The sequence below is a fragment of the Streptomyces sp. NPDC053673 genome (assembly GCF_055585225.1).
The window spans coordinates 398,411-415,419 of sequence record NZ_JBVJKN010000001.1; the positions used below are offsets into that span (position 1 = coordinate 398,411).

14 protein-coding genes and 1 pseudogene are annotated in these 17,009 nt (G+C 70.4%); 9 read left to right on the plus strand and 6 right to left on the minus strand.

The annotated features are described in order from the left end of the window. Positions 1–72: 72 nt before the first annotated feature. The 3 genes from ACZ6ZQ_RS01750 to ACZ6ZQ_RS01760 form a co-directional block, all read right to left on the minus strand. Positions 73–1,047, minus strand: a complete 975-nt coding sequence (locus tag ACZ6ZQ_RS01750; RefSeq protein ID WP_469766554.1) for an acyl-ACP desaturase — start codon at positions 1,045–1,047, stop codon at positions 73–75. A gap of 191 nt (positions 1,048–1,238) precedes the next feature. Then, positions 1,239–2,015: a dimethylargininase gene (gene ddaH / locus ACZ6ZQ_RS01755; RefSeq protein ID WP_469766555.1), complete on the minus strand. Its 777-nt coding sequence runs from the start codon at positions 2,013–2,015 to the stop codon at positions 1,239–1,241. A gap of 251 nt (positions 2,016–2,266) precedes the next feature. Then, positions 2,267–3,907, minus strand: a complete 1,641-nt coding sequence (locus ACZ6ZQ_RS01760) for an ABC-F family ATP-binding cassette domain-containing protein (protein ID WP_469766556.1) — start codon at positions 3,905–3,907, stop codon at positions 2,267–2,269. Between the two features lie 392 nt (positions 3,908–4,299). Here ACZ6ZQ_RS01760 and ACZ6ZQ_RS01765 point away from each other — a divergent pair, with 392 nt between their 5' ends. Next, positions 4,300–5,151 (plus strand): isocitrate lyase/PEP mutase family protein, encoded by an 852-nt coding sequence (locus ACZ6ZQ_RS01765; protein WP_469766557.1) that lies wholly within the window; start codon positions 4,300–4,302, stop codon positions 5,149–5,151. Positions 5,152–5,230: 79 nt separating this feature from the next. Here ACZ6ZQ_RS01765 and ssgD read toward each other — a convergent pair whose 3' ends face one another. Continuing rightward, positions 5,231–5,647, minus strand: a complete 417-nt coding sequence (gene ssgD / locus ACZ6ZQ_RS01770; protein WP_469766558.1) for a spore wall synthesis regulator SsgD — start codon at positions 5,645–5,647, stop codon at positions 5,231–5,233. A gap of 168 nt (positions 5,648–5,815) precedes the next feature. Here ssgD and ACZ6ZQ_RS01775 point away from each other — a divergent pair, with 168 nt between their 5' ends. Further along, complete coding sequence (locus ACZ6ZQ_RS01775; protein ID WP_469766559.1) at positions 5,816–6,901, plus strand: WD40/YVTN/BNR-like repeat-containing protein; 1,086 nt, start codon at positions 5,816–5,818, stop codon at positions 6,899–6,901. A gap of 276 nt (positions 6,902–7,177) precedes the next feature. Here ACZ6ZQ_RS01775 and ACZ6ZQ_RS01780 read toward each other — a convergent pair whose 3' ends face one another. Further along, positions 7,178–7,480, minus strand: coding sequence for a YciI family protein (locus tag ACZ6ZQ_RS01780; RefSeq protein ID WP_469766560.1), 303 nt, complete (start codon positions 7,478–7,480; stop codon positions 7,178–7,180). A 40-nt stretch (positions 7,481–7,520) separates the two neighbouring features. Here ACZ6ZQ_RS01780 and ACZ6ZQ_RS01785 point away from each other — a divergent pair, with 40 nt between their 5' ends. Then, positions 7,521–8,243 carry an endonuclease V gene (locus ACZ6ZQ_RS01785; protein WP_469766561.1) on the plus strand — a complete coding sequence of 241 codons (723 nt, stop codon included), beginning with the start codon at positions 7,521–7,523 and terminating at the stop codon, positions 8,241–8,243. Here the strand turns inward: ACZ6ZQ_RS01785 and ACZ6ZQ_RS01790 are convergent. Then, positions 8,240–9,430, minus strand: coding sequence for a saccharopine dehydrogenase family protein (locus ACZ6ZQ_RS01790; RefSeq protein WP_469766562.1), 1,191 nt, complete (start codon positions 9,428–9,430; stop codon positions 8,240–8,242). The genes ACZ6ZQ_RS01785 and ACZ6ZQ_RS01790 overlap by 4 nt on opposite strands. Before the next feature lie 138 nt (positions 9,431–9,568). Here ACZ6ZQ_RS01790 and ACZ6ZQ_RS01795 point away from each other — a divergent pair. The 6 genes and pseudogenes from ACZ6ZQ_RS01795 (at position 9,569) to ACZ6ZQ_RS01820 (ending at position 16,959) form a co-directional block, all read left to right on the plus strand. Continuing rightward, positions 9,569–9,951 (plus strand): annotated as a pseudogene (locus ACZ6ZQ_RS01795) (MmcQ/YjbR family DNA-binding protein). 124 nt (positions 9,952–10,075) lie between these two features. Then, the gene (locus tag ACZ6ZQ_RS01800; RefSeq protein ID WP_469766563.1) at positions 10,076–11,224 is read left to right on the plus strand and encodes a CaiB/BaiF CoA transferase family protein; all 1,149 of its coding nucleotides are present in this window, start codon (positions 10,076–10,078) and stop codon (positions 11,222–11,224) included. Continuing rightward, positions 11,224–12,249 carry an LLM class F420-dependent oxidoreductase gene (locus tag ACZ6ZQ_RS01805; RefSeq protein ID WP_469766564.1) on the plus strand — a complete coding sequence of 342 codons (1,026 nt, stop codon included), beginning with the start codon at positions 11,224–11,226 and terminating at the stop codon, positions 12,247–12,249. Before ACZ6ZQ_RS01800 ends, ACZ6ZQ_RS01805 begins: the two co-directional genes overlap by 1 nt. A 12-nt stretch (positions 12,250–12,261) precedes the next feature. Continuing rightward, the gene (locus tag ACZ6ZQ_RS01810) at positions 12,262–13,404 is read left to right on the plus strand and encodes an acyl-CoA dehydrogenase family protein (protein WP_469766565.1); all 1,143 of its coding nucleotides are present in this window, start codon (positions 12,262–12,264) and stop codon (positions 13,402–13,404) included. 113 nt (positions 13,405–13,517) lie between these two features. Next, positions 13,518–14,732, plus strand: a complete 1,215-nt coding sequence (locus ACZ6ZQ_RS01815) for an acetyl-CoA C-acetyltransferase (protein WP_469766566.1) — start codon at positions 13,518–13,520, stop codon at positions 14,730–14,732. Between the two features lie 43 nt (positions 14,733–14,775). Next, positions 14,776–16,959, plus strand: coding sequence for a 3-hydroxyacyl-CoA dehydrogenase NAD-binding domain-containing protein (locus tag ACZ6ZQ_RS01820; RefSeq protein ID WP_469766567.1), 2,184 nt, complete (start codon positions 14,776–14,778; stop codon positions 16,957–16,959). Positions 16,960–17,009: the final 50 nt, after the last annotated feature.

Here is a 17,009-nt window from a genome sequence, read left to right on the forward strand (position 1 = left end):
CCCGGAGAGAGCCTGCCCGGCGCTTGAGGAAACGGCCGAAGGCCGTACGGCGATCCGGTGCGGAGCCCCCGGTCAGTTCGCCGCGCGCGCCGCCATCCGCGCCTTGCGGGCCGCGAGCTTCTCGTCGAACTTCCGTGCCTCCGAGTCCAGCCCGCCCATGTACATCCCGAGCTCCTCCTGCGCCTTCAGGCCCTCGGGGCCGAGTCCGCCGATCTCCAGGACCTTCAGGAAGCGCAGCACCGGCTGCAGCACGTCGTCGTGGTGGATCCGCATGTTGTAGATCTCACCGATCGCCATCTGCGCCGCCGCTCGCTCGAATCCCGGTATCCCGTGCCCGGGCATCCGGAAGTTGACCACGACGTCCCGCACCGCCTGCATGGTCAGGTCCGGCGCGAACTCGAAGGCGGCGCCCAGCAGGTTCCGGTAGAAGACCATGTGCAGGTTCTCGTCGGTGGCGATACGCGCCAGCATCCGGTCGCAGACCGGGTCGCCCGACTGGTGACCGGTGTTGCGGTGCGAGATACGGGTCGCGAGCTCCTGGAACGCGACGTACGCGACGGAGTGGAGCATCGAGTGGCGGTTGTCGGACTCGAAGCCCTCCGACATGTGCGCCATGCGGAACTGCTCCAGCTTGTCCGGGTCGACGGCCCGCGACGTGAGCAGGTAGTCACGCATCACGATGCCGTGCCGTCCCTCCTCGGCGGTCCAGCGGTGCACCCAGGTGCCCCAGGCGCCGTCGCGGCCGAAGAGCGTCGCGATCTCGTGGTGGTAGCTGGGCAGGTTGTCCTCGGTCAGCAGGTTCACGATGAGGGCGGTTCTGCCGATGTCCGTGACCTTGGACTGGCCGGGCTCCCAGGCCTCGCCGTCGTCGAAGAGTCCCGGGAAGTTCCGGCCGTCCGACCACGGGACGTACTCGTGGGGCATCCAGTCCTTGGCGACCTTGAGATGGCGGTTGAGTTCCTTCTCGACCACCTCCTCCAGCGCGAACAGCAGCCGGGCGTCGGTCCACGCTTCCGAACTGCCGAGGTGGGGAGAGGTGATCGTCACGGGGGCTCCTGGGAAGGACGGGTACGGGGGACGGAACGGAGAAACGAGCGGAACCGGAGCAGCGCAGGGCAAGGCGCTGACCGAATACAGGCATACGTCTTACCTACGGCCTCGTAGGTTACGAGACCGTAGGTTAAGGGTCGGGTAAGCCGTCGGCCAAGCCCGTGACCGTCATGTTCCATAGCGTCCTGTTATGAGTGCAGGTCTCGTAGCCGCACCGAGAGACAGGTCACGCACCCTTCGAGCTTCTCGAACTCACTGATGTCCACCGGAATCGGTTCATATCCAAGATCCGTGAACAGCTCGGCCGTCTTCGGCGCGCTGGCCGCCATCAGCAGTTTTCCGCCACCGAGCAGCACCACATGCGCTCCGGACTCCTCGGGCACCGGCAGAAAGCGCGGGAACAGCGAAGGCTGCTCGACCAGCGGCTCGTAGCCGATCACGGTCCCGTCCGGCAGCGCCGTCACCGCCGACTTCAGGTGCAGCACGCGTGACACCGGGACGGGGACGACGCGCGCTCCCAGCGGCTCGAAGGCCGCGCGCAGCTGCTGCACGCCCGCCGCGTTGGTCCGTCCGCCGCGCCCCACATAGACCGTGTCGCCGATCTTGAGGACGTCGCCGCCGTCGAGGCTGCCCGGCTCCCACACCCAGTTCACCGAGCAGCCGAGCCGGGCCACGGACTCCTCGACCCCGGGAGTCTCCGGACGGCGGGACTCGGCCCCGGAACGGGCGATGAGTGCCACGTTCCGGAACATCACCACCGTGTCCTCGACGAAGACCCCGTCCGGACAGTCGTCGGCCGGCTCGGCCTCGACCGTCTCCCAGCCGTGGGCGCGCAGGGCGTCCCCGTACGCCTCCCACTGGGCGAGCGCCGCCCTCGTGTCGACAGGGCGGCGCTCCACATGTGTGACCAGGCCCTCGGCCAGGCGCGGGCTCGGGCGTCGGATCAGAGCTTTTCTGCTCGACACGGGCTCTCCAGGGGGCGGACTCGGGGGATGACGGCGCCATCATCAGCCACACCTGCCCCGTCCCGTAAGCACCCACACAGACCTACTCCTGACATCGGGCCTGTCTTCCGGATCTTGCCGGGCTGATCCAGACGACAGGCCCTGGGCCCGCCCCGGCCCGCCGACGAGGACGATTCGGGCGGGCAGGAGCGGGGAGGGGGCGCGGGGGCGGGCGCGCGCGACGCGGGCTGCGGCCTTGCCGCGACCAGGTGTCACTCCATCGCCAGCACCTCCCGTACGTCTGCCTCGGTCGTGGGGCGCAGCTCTCCGTCGAGCAGCAGCCAGCGGGTGATCCCGAGAGACTCCAGGAACCGCACGTCGTGGCTTGCCACGATCAGGGCTCCCTCGTACGCCTCCAGCGCCGCGGTCAGACTCCGCACGCTCGCCATGTCCAGATTGTTCGTCGGCTCGTCCAGCATCAGGAGCTGCGGCGCGGGCTCGGCGAGCAGCAGCGCCGCCAGCGAGGCGCGGAACCGCTCACCGCCGGACAGGGTGGCGGCCGCCCGGTCCGCGCGCGCCCCCCTGAAGAGGAATCGCGCGAGACGTGCCCGGATCGCGTTGACCGTCGCCGCAGGCGCGAAACGGGCCACGTTCTCCACCACGCTCAGCCCGTCGTCGAGCACATCGAGGCGCTGCGGAAGAAAGCGCAGCGGTACCTGCGCCTCCACCTCGCCCGCGACCGGCGTCAGTTCGCCGGCGATGGTGCGCAACAGCGTGGTCTTGCCAGCCCCGTTGCGCCCCACGAGCGCGATCCGCTCCGGTCCGCGGAGCTCGAACTCGCCCGCGATCCTGGCCCCGTAGGCCAGCTCCACGCCGGACAGCCGCAGCACACCGCGCCCCGGATGCACCTTCGTGTGGGGCAGCTCGACGCGGATCTCGTCGTCGTCCCGCACCGCCTCCACCGCCTCGGCGAGCCGCTCCTTCGCCTCGCCGAGCTTCTCCGTGTGCATGATGCGGTGCTTGCCCGCCGAGACCTGCGCCTGGCGTTTGCGCGCGCCCATCACGATCTTCGGCTCGCGCTTCTGCTCGAACATCTTCTGTCCGTAGCGCTTACGGCGAGCCAGTTTGACCTGGGCATCGGCCAGTTCACGTTTCTGCCGCTGCACATCGGCCTCCGCGACCCGGACCATGCGCTCGGCCGCCTCCTGCTCCACGGCCAGTGCCTCCTCGTACGCGGAGAAGGCGCCGCCGTACCACGTCACCTCGCCGTCCCGGAGATCGGCGATCTGGTCGACGCGCTCCAGCAGTTCGCGGTCGTGGCTGACCACGATCATCACGCCGGACCAGGCCTCCACGGCGTCGTACAGGCGCCGGCGCGCGTACAGATCGAGGTTGTTGGTCGGCTCGTCGAGCAGCAGCACATCGGGCCTGGCCAGCAGCAGCGCCGCGAGCCGCAGCAGCACGCACTCGCCGCCCGACATCTCGCCGATGGTCCGGTCGAGGCCGATGTGCGCGAGCCCGAGCTGATCGAGCGTGGCACGAGCCCGCTCCTCCACGTCCCAGTCGTCACCGACCGCCGTGAAGTGCTCCTCGCGTACGTCGCCCGACTCGATCGCGTGCAGCGCAGCGCGGGTTGTCGCGATGCCGAGCGCTTCGTCGACGCGGAGCGCCGTGTCGAGCACCAGGTTCTGCGGCAGGTAGCCGACTTCGCCCGCGATCCGCACGGCTCCCTCGACAGGGGCGAGTTCACCGGCGATCAGCCGCAGCAGCGTCGACTTGCCGGAGCCGTTGAGTCCGATCAGTCCGGTCCGGCCGGGGCCGACCGCGAGCTGGAAGTCGTCGAAGACGGGGGTTCCGTCGGGCCAGGAGAAGGACAGCGAGGAGCAGGTGACATAGGTGGGGGATGTAGACATACGGGTCTCCCTGTTGCGGTGGAAGGGGATGGGGCAACGGGTGAGACACCGGTCGGGACAGCACAAAGGCCCTGGTCCGGGAGACGGAACGGCTCGAACGCCGAGGTCGCACACGGGCACGCGGGCAGAAGCCGCGTGACACGGTGTCTCAAGACCTCAGACGAGCAACGTCCTTCTCCGATCGACGACAACAGGGCCAGGTACGAAGGTACGCCCGGACGAACCGGCCCGGCAATCGATTTATTTCCGTTCCCCGGTGGGCCCGTTCCCCGGTTGTCCCGTATCCCCCTTGTTCACGGATCCCGGCTGTTTCACGTACCCCGGCCCCTGGCGTACGTCGATGTCGGAAAGTCGCCGGACCGGACCCGCCCACGGGTGCTTGAGTGAACCGCATGACGACCCTCGCCGACCGCGCCCGCCACTTCCGTTCCCTCCATATCCCCGGCCGCCCGCTGGTCCTGCCCAACGCCTGGGACATCCCGAGCGCCCGGATCATCACCGCCGCCGGAGCCGCTGCGATCGCCACCACCAGCGCAGGAATCTCCTGGGAGCGGGGCGTGCCCGACGGCGACCGGATGGACCGGGCCGCCGCCATGGCTCAGCTCGCCACCATCGCCGCCGCCACGGACCTGCCCGTCAGCGCAGACATCGAGGGCGGCTACGAGGAGGACGAGGGAGGGGTCGCCGGTACGGTCCGCGCGGTGCTCGCAGCCGGGGCCGTCGGCATCAACATCGAGGACGGTCCCCGGCCGCCGGCGGAGCACGTCCGGCGGATCGCCGCGGCCCGCTCGGCCGCCGACACTGAAGGCGTGCCGCTCTACGTCAACGCCCGGATCGACACCTATCTCATGGGTCTGGGGGCGGAGCACGGCCGGCTGGGGGAGACCCTGGAGCGGGCCGCCGCCTGTGTGGCGGCCGGTGCGGACGGGGTCTTCGTCCCCGGTGTCGTGGACCCGGAGACCGTGCGGGCCCTGGTCAAAGGGATCGACGCACCGCTCAACGTGCTGGTCGGGCCCGGGGCGCCGGCGGTGGCGGAACTGGCGGAACTCGGCGTCGCGCGCGTCAGCGCCGGGTCCTCGATCGTCCTCGCTGCCCACGGCCTGGTGCGTGACGCGACCCGGGAGCTGCTCACGGAAGGGACCTGCGGAAAGCCGGCCGGAGGCTACGCGTACGGGGAGCTGAACGCACTCATGGGCAACGCCCCCACGGGAGCGGAGCGGCCCGTTCAGCAGGCGTCCCGATAGGGCGCCTCAGCCGACGGCGCGCAAACAGGCCTCAGTCGGCGGCGCGCAACAGGCCTCGGCAGGCGTCACGTATCAGGCCTCAGCAGGCGTCGCGCATCAGCTCGGCCAGATCCTCGTCCAGGTCGAGATAGAGATGCTCGCGCCCGGCCGGGACGAGGCCCTGGGCGCGCCTGAGGAAGCGCCGCAGCTCGGACGTGCGGATGTGCACCATCGCGGTGCCCTCCGGGGCATGGAACTCCAGCACGGTGCGGTCGTATCCGTACGGCCGCACCCGTACGTCACCGACTCCGGCCGGCGCGTCCATGCCCTGGGCAAGCAGCTCTCGCGAGAACGCCCAGGACACTTCGGTGCCCTCCAGCGTCGCCGGCGGCGGGAACTCCATGCTGACGGCGAACGGATCATGCCGGTCGTAGCGCAGGGTCGCGGGTACGGTCTCCATCTGCGGCGCGGAGGCGACCAGACGGGCCTGCACAGCCTGCTCAATGACGCTGGACAAGGCCTGCTCCCTCACTTCGCTGCGGCTCGGCCGACACGTGGCTGACTTTTCCTTGCGCTGAGGAAGACGGCGGAACAACGAAATCCGTGCATCGGGGGAGGGCGTGACCTGTGTCACCGCCGGAGGCGCTCTGGACCGCATGCTGGCGGTCGGCTACGTTCGCGCGCCATGAGACCCAAGGGGAAGTCGAGACGAATGGTGTCGGCGGTGCTGTGCGGGGTGGCGCTGGCCGCGGCCCTGGCCGCCCCGGCGCAGGCGGAGCCGCAACAGACACCGGGCAGCACACCGCACTGGGAGCTCAAACCGACGGGCACGGACGCAAGGTTCCGGGGCCTCGCCGCGGTCAGCAGGACGACGGCGTGGGCAGCGGGCTCCAAGGGCACCGTGCTGCGCACCACGGACGGCGGCCGGACCTGGCGGAACGTCTCACCGCCGGGGGCGGGCGAGCTGGAGTTCCGTGACGTCGAGGCCTTGGACAGCCGGAGGGCCGTCGTGCTGGCCATCGGCGAGGGCGAGGCGTCGCGCGTGCTGCGCACCGAGGACGGCGGAGCGACCTGGACCGAGTCGTTCCGCAACACCGACCCGAAGGCCTTCTACGACTGCATCACCTTCTTCGACCGGCAGAGCGGCCTCGCCATGAGCGACCCGGTCGACGGCAAGTACCGGATCCTTTCGACCAGCGACGGTGGAAAGTCGTGGAAGGTGCTGCCCAGCGCCGGGATGCCGGACGCGCAGCCCGGCGAGGCGGGCTTCGCGGCGAGCGGCCAGTGCCTGGTGAGCGCGGGCTCGAAGGACGTCTGGCTGGCGACCGGCGGCGGCGCCACCGCACGCGTCCTGCACTCCGCCGACCGAGGACTGCACTGGACCGCCACCGAGTCGCCGATCCCGGCCGGCGACCCGGCCCGCGGGGTCTTCGCGCTCGCCTTCCGCGACCGTACGCACGGACTCGCCGTCGGCGGCGACTACCGGTCCGGGCAGCCCTCGCCGCAGGCGGGCGCGGTCACCCGGGACGGCGGCCGGACCTGGCACGAGTCGTCGGCCCCGCCACCCGCGTACCGCTCGGGAGTCACCTGGCTGCCGCACAGCCGCTCGGCAGCGCTGGCCGTCGGCCCCACCGGCACGGACCTGACGACGGACGCCGGCCGCACCTGGCGCACCGTGGACACCGGCTCGTACGACACCGTCGACTGCACGCCGGACTTCGGATGCTGGGCGTCGGGCGAGAAGGGCCGGGTGGCCAGGCTGGAGCCCTGACCAGCCGGGCCGGATACCGGCCGGGGCCAGGCCTGGCATCCGGGCCTTGGCCGGGCCGGCCCACCGGCACTGGGCACCACTGGCAACGGGCCCCACCGGCAACGGGCACCTCTGGCAGCGGGACCCATCGGCAGTCGGAGCCGCGCCGTCGCGCGCGGCCCGGCAGACCGGCACTCCGGCGGCCCGGTAGTCGGGCAGTCGGGCAGACCGGCAGTCCGGCGGCCGGGCAGTTCGAGAGGTGGTCGGCTCCCGTCCCGCGGCCCCGCCGGCCACGGGCTACGCAGGCGGCAGCTGCTGCTTGTACGGCTCCAGCCCGGGCGCGGTCTTCGTCGCGATGAATTCCGTGATCCGGTACTCGCACACCCCGCCGGTCGTGAAGGGGTCGGTCGCCGCGATCTCCTCGATCCGCGCGCGGTCGGTCCCGACGGCCAGGATCACGCCGCCGTCACGCGGGTTCTTGCGGCCGGAGGCGATGAAGACGCCGGCCTCGTACTGCGCGTCCAGCCAGACGATGTGCGCGTCGTGGAGCTCTTCAACGCGCTCTACCGGGGCGATATAGGTCAATTCCATTACGAACATGATCGGCAGGCTATCCAAGGTGTCTAAGGTGGGGTTCACCATGACCACCATCAGGACACCTGCCGACGAGACCGAGGCCAGGGCCGTCCAGGACGAGCTGCGTGCCCGCGTCGTCCTGGACGAGCCCGGGCCGCCGCCCGGGACCGGCCTCGTCACCGGGGTCGACGTGGCCTACGACGACGAGCGCGATGTCGTCGTCGCAGCCGCGGTGGTCCTCGACGCCCGCACGCTCGCCGTCGTCGAGGAGTCCACCGCGGTCGGTCGGGTCGCCTTCCCCTACATACCGGGGCTGCTCGCCTTCCGCGAGATCCCGACCGTGCTGGCCGCGCTGGAATCGCTCGACAGCGGCCCCGGGCTCGTCGTCTGCGACGGGTACGGGCGCGCCCACCCCCGCCGCTTCGGACTGGCCAGTCACCTCGGTGTGCTCACCGGACTGCCGGTGATCGGCGTCGCCAAGAACCCGTTCACGTTCTCGTACGACCCGCCGGGCGACACCCGCGGCGACACCTCACCGCTGCGCGCGGACGACGGCGAGGAGGTCGGCCGGGCGGTGCGTACGCAGACCGGGATCAAGCCCGTGTTCGTGTCGGTCGGCCACCGGGTCTCCCTCGACAACGCATGTGCCCACGCACTCGCGCTGTCGCCGGACTTCCGCCTTCCGGAGTCGACCCGCAGGGCGGACGCCCTCTGCCGGCGTGCGCTGCGTGAGGCGACGGCGAATGTCAGCCCGTCGGGCGTCCCCCCCTTTGGCGACACTCCCTAACGCGCGTTCGCGACCCGGAAGACGATCCCCGCCGCCCGCAGCCGTTCCAGCAGCGCGTCGCCCATCGCGACCGCCGTGGTGACCTGCCCCGCCGTCGGCGGCAGATCGTCGAACGCGAGGCTGAGCGCCGACTCCGCGAGCATCTTCGCCGTCTCGCCGTAGCCCGGGTCGCCGCCCGAGACCTCGGTGAAGACCCGCCGCCCGCCGCCCTCACCGACGAAACGAACCCGGAACCAGCTGCGTTCGCGCTGCTCCGCGCTGGGGCCGCGGCCCGGCTCGTAACGGTTCATCAGCCAGGTGCGGGCGGGCGGGATCTGGGCCAGCGCCGCGAGCGCCCCGAGGGCGGTGGGAGCGCCGATCGCCATCGGGAGCGTCTTGACCGAGGCGTAGTGCCGGTACTGGAAGTCGGGGCCGTACCGCTTCAGCCCGGCAGCCGACCGCGCCACGATCTGCGGGTCCAGCGTGGGCAGCGGCAGTGCCCAGGCGCCGGTCTCCTTGCTGAACCGGGGCGCCGGCAGCGGCGCCCTGGCCCGGCGGCCCACCAGGCGCGGTTCGTGCAGCCGTCGCTCGTGGGCCGCGCGGACGGTCTGGCGCTGCCGCCCCATCGCGGTGACCGCGGAGGCGAACGTACCGCCGGAGAACATCGCTCCGCCGCGAACGAATCCGTCGACGCGCAGCGGTACGTCCTCCGGCAGCTGCAGGACAGTGAAGTACGCCCCCAGGTCGTGCGGCACCGAGTCGAAGCCGCACGCGTGCACGATCCGGGCGCCGGTCTCGCGGGCCCGCGCGTCGTGCCGTACGAACGTGGTGTCCACGAACTCCGGCTCACCCGTGAGGTCGGCGTAGTCCGTCCCGGCCTCCGCGCAGGCCGCGACCAGCGGCTCCCCGTACCAGACGTAGGGGCCCACGGTCGTCGCCACCACATGGGTGGACTCGGCGAGTTCGCGCAGCGAATCCGGGTCCGCCGCGTCGGCGACGATCACAGGCAGTCCGGCGCACGCGGGATCGATCACGGCGAGCCGCTCGCGCAGCTGCTCCAGCTTGGTGGCGCTGCGCCCGGCGACGGCCCAGCGGCAGCCCTCGGGCGCATGCGCGGCCAGGTACTCGGCAGTGAGCGTGCCGACGAAGCCGGTGGCTCCGAAGAGCACGATGTCGTACGGCCGCTCCGGCCCGTTCTGCCTGTTCACTAGCCCCTCCGCCTGGCTTGAGGTCCTGCCCGCCCGATCCCGCCGGGCTCGTCGACCGGGACAGGACCTTGCCCCGCGCCGACGTCGGTGGCCGAGGCTAGCGTGAGACAGGACAGTCCGCGCGACCGGGAGGACGGGATGGCGGCACCACCGAAGCATGCCCTGGCGAAATGGGAGAAGGTGCGGTCCTTTGCCCTGGGCCTGCCGGGCGCGGCCGAGGAGTTCCCCTGGGGTGAGACGGTCGTCAAGGTCAACAAGAAGATCTTCGTCTTCATGGGTGTGGACGACGGCAGCAGTCCGCTGGGCATCGGCGTCAAACTCAAGGACGACGCGATGCACGCGCACGCCCTGTCCTGCCCGGGTGCCGAGCGGTCGGGCTACGGCCTGGGGAAGGCGGGCTGGGTGCGGATCCCACTCGACCGGAAGGGTGCTCCTACGGCGGACATGCTCTGCGACTGGGTCGAGGAGAGTTACGGACGATCGCCACGAAGAAGCTGATCGCGGTGCTGGACGCGCGGTGAGCCTCCGCCGCCGCAGGGCTTGTGGAAAAACAAGCGCTCGCTTGTCCACAGGGCTTGTGCGGAGTGGAACCCGTTCTTAACATCACTGATGTTACATCAGTTGTGTCATAGTGCTGGGGGCTTGATGGCAGCGACAGGGAACGGTCCGCCGAGCGGTCCGCTGGCCGGGGTGCGCGTGGTCGAGCTGGCGGGCATCGGGCCCGGCCCGTTTGCCGCCATGCTGCTCGCCGACCTCGGCGCCGACGTCGTCCGTATCGACCGCCCCGGCGGGGCGGGACTCGCGATCGACCCCGCGTACGACCTCACCAATCGCAACAAAAGGTCCGTTCTGATCGACCTCAAGGCCGACGGCGGACCGGAGCAGGTGCTCGACCTCGTCGAGCGCGCCGACGTCCTCATCGAGGGCTACCGCCCGGGTGTCGCCGAGCGGCTCGGCGTCGGGCCGGAGGAGTGCCACGCCCGCAACCCCAAGCTGGTGTACGGCCGGATGACCGGCTGGGGGCAGGACGGGCCGCTCGCCCAGCGCGTCGGCCACGACATCGCGTACATCGCGATCACCGGCACCCTCGGCATGATCGGCAAACCCGACGAGCCGCCCGCCGTCCCCGCCAATCTCGTCGGTGACTACGCGGGAGGCTCGCTCTATCTCGTCATCGGCGTGCTGGCCGCACTGCAGCACGCCCGCGGCGAGGGCGGCACGGGCCAGGTCGTGGACGCGGCGATCGTCGACGGTGCCGCCCATCTGGCCACGATGATCCACGGAATGATGGCGGCCGGCGGCTGGCAGGACCGCCGGGGCGCCAATCTCCTCGACGGCGGCTGTCCCTTCTACGGAAACTATGAGACCGCCGACGGGGAGTACATGGCGGTGGGGGCCCTTGAGCAGCAGTTCTACAACGAGTTCATCGAGCTGCTCGGCATCGAGGACGAGACACCGGCCCGCAAGGACTTCGCCCGCTGGGACGAGCTGCGCGCAGCTGTCGCCGACCGCTTCCGCACGAAGACGCGCGAGGAGTGGACCGCGGTCTTCGAGGGCTCCGACGCGTGCGTCGCGCCCGTACTGTCGCTGCGCGAGGCGCCGAGGCACCCGCACCTCGCGGAGCGCGGCACCTTCACCGACCACGGCGGGATCACCCAGCCGGCCCCCGCGCCGCGGTTCTCCGCGACTCCGGGGTCCCTGCGCCGCCCGCCCGCCCAGCCAGGCGCGGACACTGAAGAGGTGGCCCGCGACTGGGGCGTACCCGGCATCCTGCACACGGAGGGAGACCGCTGATGGAACTGTCCACTCCGTTGAGCTACGCGGGCGATCCGCGCCGGGCCGCCGACGAGATCGCCGCGCTGGAGTCCGCAGGGCTGGACGCCGTCTGGGTCGCCGAGGCCTACGGCTTCGACTCGCCGACGATCATGGGCTACCTGGCAGCCCGTACCGAGCGGATGAAGATCGGCGCGGCCATCCTCAATGTCTACTCCCGCACCCCCGCGCTCCTCGCCCAGACCGGCGCCGGACTCGACGCGATCTCCGGCGGCCGGGCGATCCTCGGCCTCGGCGCCTCAGGGCCGCAGGTCGTCGAGGGCTGGCACGGCAAGCCCTACGACAAGCCGCTCGGCCGCACCCGCGAGGCGATCGAGCTGTGCCGCCGGATCTGGCGGCGCGAGGTCATCGACCATCACGGCATCACCGACATGCCGCTTCCGCCGGAGAAGGGCGGCCGGCTCGGCAAGCCGCTGAAGATCCTCACCAAGCCGGTGCGCGACACGATCCCGCTGTACGTCGCCTCGCTCGGCCCGGCCAACGTCCGGATGACCGCCGAGATCGCCGACGGCTGGCTGCCGACGCTCTTCGTGCCCGAGAAGGCCCACCAGGTCTGGGGCGGCGCCCTCGCCGAGGGCGCCGCCCGGCGCGACCCGGCACTCGGGCCCCTGCAGACCGTCGCGGGCGGCCTGCTCGCCATCGGCGACGACGCCGCTGCGGTACGTGACCTCGCGCGCCCCCAGATCGCCCTCTACGTCGGCGGCATGGGCGCACCCGGGAAGAACTTCTACAACGACCTCGCCGTCGCCTACGGCTACGAGGAAGAAGCGAAGAAGATCCAGGAGCTGTATCTCTCCGGCCGGAAGAAGGAGGCCGAGGCGGCCGTCCCCGACGAGTTCTGCGAGCTCATGTCGCTCTGCGGCCCGGAGAGTTACGTCCGTGAGCGTGTCGAGGCCTTCCGCGAGGCCGGCGTCACCATGCTCAACGTCATTCCCGTCGGCGCCGAGCCGGCCAAGTTGATCGAAACCGTCAAGGGCTGGCTGTAGGGAGACCGGAAGATGAAACGGCAGATCTTCACCACCGAGCACGACGCGTTCCGCGAGACCGTCCGCACCTTCCTCGCCAAGGAGGTGCTGCCGTACTACGAGCAGTGGGAGAAGGACGGCATCGTCTCGCGCGGGGCCTGGCTCGCGGCGGGCAGGCAGGGACTGCTCGGTCTCGCTGTCCCCGAGGAGTACGGCGGCGGGGGAAACACCGACTTCCGCTACAGCGCGGTGCTCGCCGAGGAGTTCGCCCGCGCGGGCGCCCCCGGGCTCGCGATCGGACTGCACAACGACATCATCGGCCCGTATCTCACCTCGCTCGCCGACGAGCAGCAGAAGCAGCGGTGGCTGCCGGGCTTCTGCAGCGGAGAGATCATCACGGCCATCGCGATGACCGAGCCGGGTGCCGGCTCCGACCTCCAGGGCATCCGGACCACCGCGGAGGACCGCGGCGACCACTGGCTGCTGAACGGCTCCAAGACGTTCATCTCCAACGGGATCCTCGCCGATCTGGTGATCGTCGTCGCGAAGACGACCCCGGAGGGCGGGGCGAAGGGCCTGTCGCTGCTGGTCGTCGAGCGGGGCATGGAGGGCTTCGAGCGCGGCCGCAATCTGGACAAGATCGGGCAGAAGTCCCAGGACACCGCAGAGCTGTTCTTCACCGACGTGCGGGTCCCGAAGGAGAACCTCCTGGGGAACCTGAACGGCGCGTTCGTCCATCTGATGACCAATCTCGCCCAGGAGCGGCTCAACATCGCGGTGGCCGGGGCCGCCGCCGCCGAGTATCTGCTGGAGATCACCACCCAGTACGTGAAGGAGCGCGAGGCCTTCGGACGCCCGCTCTCGAAGCTCCAGCACATCCGTTTCGAAATAGCCGAGATGGCCACCGAGTGCGCCGTCACGCGTACGTTCCTCGACCGCTGCATCGTCGACCACTCGAACGGGGAGCTCGACGCAGTGCACGCCTCGATGGCCAAGTGGTGGGCGACGGAGCTGCAGAAGCGCGTCGCGGACCGGTGCCTCCAGCTGCACGGCGGCTACGGCTACATGACCGAGTACCGGGTCGCCAAGGCTTTCACCGACGGTCGTATCCAGACGATCTACGGTGGCACCACCGAGATCATGAAGGAGATCATCGGCCGCTCGTTGCTCTCCTGACCCTTGCTCTTCCGGCCCTTGCCCGCTCGACCCTTGCCCTTCCGCCCCTTCCAGGGCTCCTGACCCTCACCCTCGACTGCGCACCCCTCATTCGTGATGCGAAAGGCTCTGTTGTGAGTACCCAAGCGTTTGTGTACGACGCGATCCGCACCCCGCGCGGCCGCGGCAAGGCCAACGGGGCCCTGCACGGCACCAAGCCGATCGACCTGGTCGTCGGCCTGATCCATGAGATCCGTTCCCGTTTCCCAAGCCTGGACCCGGCGGCGATCGACGACATCGTGCTCGGCGTCGTCGGCCCGGTCGGCGACCAGGGCTCCGACATCGCCCGGATCGCCGCCATCGCGTCCGGACTCCCCGACACCGTCGCGGGCGTCCAGGAGAACCGCTTCTGTGCCTCGGGTCTGGAAGCCGTCAACATGGCGGCGATGAAGGTCCGCTCCGGCTGGGAGGACCTGGTGCTCGCCGGCGGTGTCGAGTCGATGTCGCGGGTTCCGATGGCGTCCGACGGCGGCGCATGGTTCGCCGACCCGATGACCAACTTCGACACCAACTTCGCGCCGCAGGGCATCGGCGCCGATCTGATCGCCACCATCGAGGGTTTCTCGCGCCGCGACGTGGACGAGTACGCCGCGCTCTCGCAGGAGCGTGCCGCCGCGGCCTGGAAGGACGGCCGCTTCGACCGTTCCGTGGTCCCGGTGAAGGACCGCAACGGACTCACGGTCCTGGACCACGACGAACACATGCGTCCCGGCACCACAGCGGACTCGCTGGCCTCCCTCAAGCCGTCGTTCGCGGGCATCGGCGACATGGGCGGCTTCGACGCCGTCGCGCTGCAGACGTACCACTGGGTGGAGAAGATCGACCATGTCCACCACGCAGGCAACTCGTCGGGCATCGTGGACGGTGCCTCGCTCGTGGCCATCGGCTCCAAGGAGGTCGGCGAGCGCTACGGACTCACGCCCCGTGCCCGGATCGTCTCCGCGGCGGTCTCCGGCTCCGAGCCCACCATCATGCTCACCGGACCCGCGCCCGCCACCCGCAAGGCGCTCGCCAAGGCCGGACTGACCATCGATGACATCGATCTGGTCGAGATCAACGAGGCGTTCGCGGCGGTCGTGCTGCGCTTCGTACGGGACATGGGACTCTCCCTGGACAAGGTCAATGTGAACGGCGGCGCCATCGCCCTGGGCCACCCCCTCGGCGCCACCGGCGCGATGATCCTCGGCACGCTCATCGACGAACTGGAGCGCCAGGACAAGCGCTATGGCCTCGCCACGCTCTGCGTCGGCGGCGGCATGGGCATCGCCACGATCGTCGAGCGTCTCTGACCGTCCCGTCCCTCCCCTCCCCTTCCTTTACGGAGAAGCAGCAATGACAGCAACGCCGGTGAGTTCCACCATCCGCTGGGAGCAGGACGAGACCGGGATCGTCACCCTCGTCCTCGACGACCCCAACCAGTCCGCCAACACCATGAACCAGGCCTTCAGGGACTCCATCGCGGCGATCGCCGACCGCGCCGAGGCCGAGAAGGACAGCATCCGCGGCATCGTCTTCACCTCCGCCAAGAAGACGTTCTTCGCGGGCGGCGACCTCAAGGACATGATCAAGGTCGGCCCGGAGAACGCCCAGCAGGCCTTCGACATGGGCATGGGTATCAAGCACGCCCTGCGCCGTATCGAGACCCTCGGCAAGCCGGTCGTCGCGGCCATCAACGGCGCGGCGCTGGGCGGCGGTTACGAGATCGCCCTCGCGTGTCACCACCGCATCGCGCTCGACGCGCCCGGCTCCAAGATCGGTCTGCCCGAGGTGACACTGGGTCTCCTTCCGGCCGGCGGCGGTGTGACCCGTACCGTACGGCTCATGGGTATCGCCGACGCGCTGCTCAAGGTGCTCCTCCAGGGCACCCAGTACTCCCCGCAGCGGGCGCTGGAGAACGGTCTGATCCACGAAGTGGCCGCGACGAACGAGGAGATGCTCGCCCAGGCGCGTGCCTTCATCGAGGCGAACCCCGAGTCGCAGCAGCCCTGGGACGTCAAGGGCTACAAGATCCCCGGCGGTACGCCGTCGAGTCCGAAGTTCGCCGCGAACCTGCCCGCGTTCCCGGCGAACCTGAAGAAGCAGCTGAACGGCGCCCCGTACCCCGCGCCGCGCAACATCCTCGCGGCCGCCGTCGAGGGCTCGCAGGTCGACTTCGAGACCGCGCAGACGATCGAGGCGCGGTACTTCACCGAGCTGCTGACCGGGCAGACCGCGAAGAACATGATCCAGGCGTTCTTCTTCGATCTCCAGGCGGTCAACTCCGGTGCGAACCGTCCCAAGGGCATCGAACCGCGCCCGGTCCGCAAGGTCGCCGTGCTCGGCGCCGGAATGATGGGTGCGGGTATCGCCTACTCCTGCGCGAAGGCCGGGATCGAGGTCGTCCTCAAGGACGTCAACGCCGACGCGGCCGAGCGGGGCAAGGCGTACTCGGAGAAGCTGCTGGACAAGGCGCTCAGCCGCGGCCGTACGACCGAGGCCAAGCGCGCAGAGCTGCTCGCCCGGATCACCCCGACCGCGGACCCGGCCGACCTCGCGGGCTGCGACGCCGTCATCGAGGCGGTCTTCGAGGACCCGGCGCTCAAGCACAAGGTGTTCCAGGAGATCCAGGACATCGTCGAGCCGGACGCGCTGCTCTGCTCCAACACCTCGACCCTGCCGATCACGCTGCTCGCGGAGGGCGTCGACCGGCCCGTCGACTTCATCGGACTCCACTTCTTCTCGCCCGTCGACAAGATGCCGCTCGTCGAGATCATCAAGGGTGAGCGTTCCGGTGACGAGGCGCTGGCCCGCGCCTTCGACCTGGTCCGCCAGATCAACAAGACGCCGATCGTCGTCAACGACTCGCGCGGCTTCTTCACCTCGCGGGTCATCGGCCAGTTCATCAACGAGGGCGTGGCGATGGTCGGCGAGGGCGTCGAGCCCGCGTCGGTCGAGCAGGCCGCTGCCCAGGCCGGCTACCCGGCGAAGGTGCTCTCCCTGATGGACGAGCTCACCCTCACCCTCCCGCGGAAGATCCGGGACGAGACGAGGCGGGCCGTGGAGGAGGCGGGCGGCACCTGGAAGGGGCACCCGGCGGACGCGGTCATCGACCGGATGGTCGACGAGTTCGGCCGCACCGGCCGCAGCGGCGGCGCCGGCTTCTACGAGTACGGCGAGGACGGCAAGCGCGCCGCGCTCTGGCCGGGCCTGCGCGAGCACTTCACCCGCGCGGACGTCTCGGTCCCCTTCGAGGACATGAAGGAGCGCATGCTCTTCTCCGAGGCCCTGGACACGGTCCGCTGCCTGGAGGAGGGCGTGCTGACCTCGGTCGCCGACGCCAACATCGGCTCCATCATGGGCATCGGCTTCCCCGCGTGGACGGGTGGCGTGCTTCAGTACATCAACGGCTACGAGGGCGGTCTGCCCGGCTTCGTCGCCAGGGCCCGCGAGCTCGCGGCGGCGTACGGCGAGCGCTTCGAGCCGCCGGCGCTGCTCGTGGAGAAGGCGGAGAAGGGCGAGGTCTTCACCGACGCCTGACCCGGCCCGGTATCGCGGGGCGGACGGGCCTGCCACTGGCGCGGGCCCGT

What these genes read in the sequence shown, in the direction of transcription:
- ACZ6ZQ_RS01765 (WP_469766557.1), top strand. Translation starts at nt 4,300, where the DNA reads ATGACGACCCTCGCCGACCGCGCCCGCCACTTCCGTTCCCTCCATATC.
- ACZ6ZQ_RS01810 (WP_469766565.1), top strand. Translation starts at nt 12,262, where the DNA reads ATGAAACGGCAGATCTTCACCACCGAGCACGACGCGTTCCGCGAGACC.
- ACZ6ZQ_RS01780 (WP_469766560.1), bottom strand. Translation starts at nt 7,480, where the DNA reads ATGTTCGTAATGGAATTGACCTATATCGCCCCGGTAGAGCGCGTTGAA.
- ACZ6ZQ_RS01820 (WP_469766567.1), top strand. Translation starts at nt 14,776, where the DNA reads ATGACAGCAACGCCGGTGAGTTCCACCATCCGCTGGGAGCAGGACGAG.
- ACZ6ZQ_RS01775 (WP_469766559.1), top strand. Translation starts at nt 5,816, where the DNA reads ATGAGACCCAAGGGGAAGTCGAGACGAATGGTGTCGGCGGTGCTGTGC.
- ACZ6ZQ_RS01760 (WP_469766556.1), bottom strand. Translation starts at nt 3,907, where the DNA reads ATGTCTACATCCCCCACCTATGTCACCTGCTCCTCGCTGTCCTTCTCC.
- ACZ6ZQ_RS01785 (WP_469766561.1), top strand. Translation starts at nt 7,521, where the DNA reads ATGACCACCATCAGGACACCTGCCGACGAGACCGAGGCCAGGGCCGTC.
- ACZ6ZQ_RS01805 (WP_469766564.1), top strand. Translation starts at nt 11,224, where the DNA reads ATGGAACTGTCCACTCCGTTGAGCTACGCGGGCGATCCGCGCCGGGCC.
- ACZ6ZQ_RS01800 (WP_469766563.1), top strand. Translation starts at nt 10,076, where the DNA reads ATGGCAGCGACAGGGAACGGTCCGCCGAGCGGTCCGCTGGCCGGGGTG.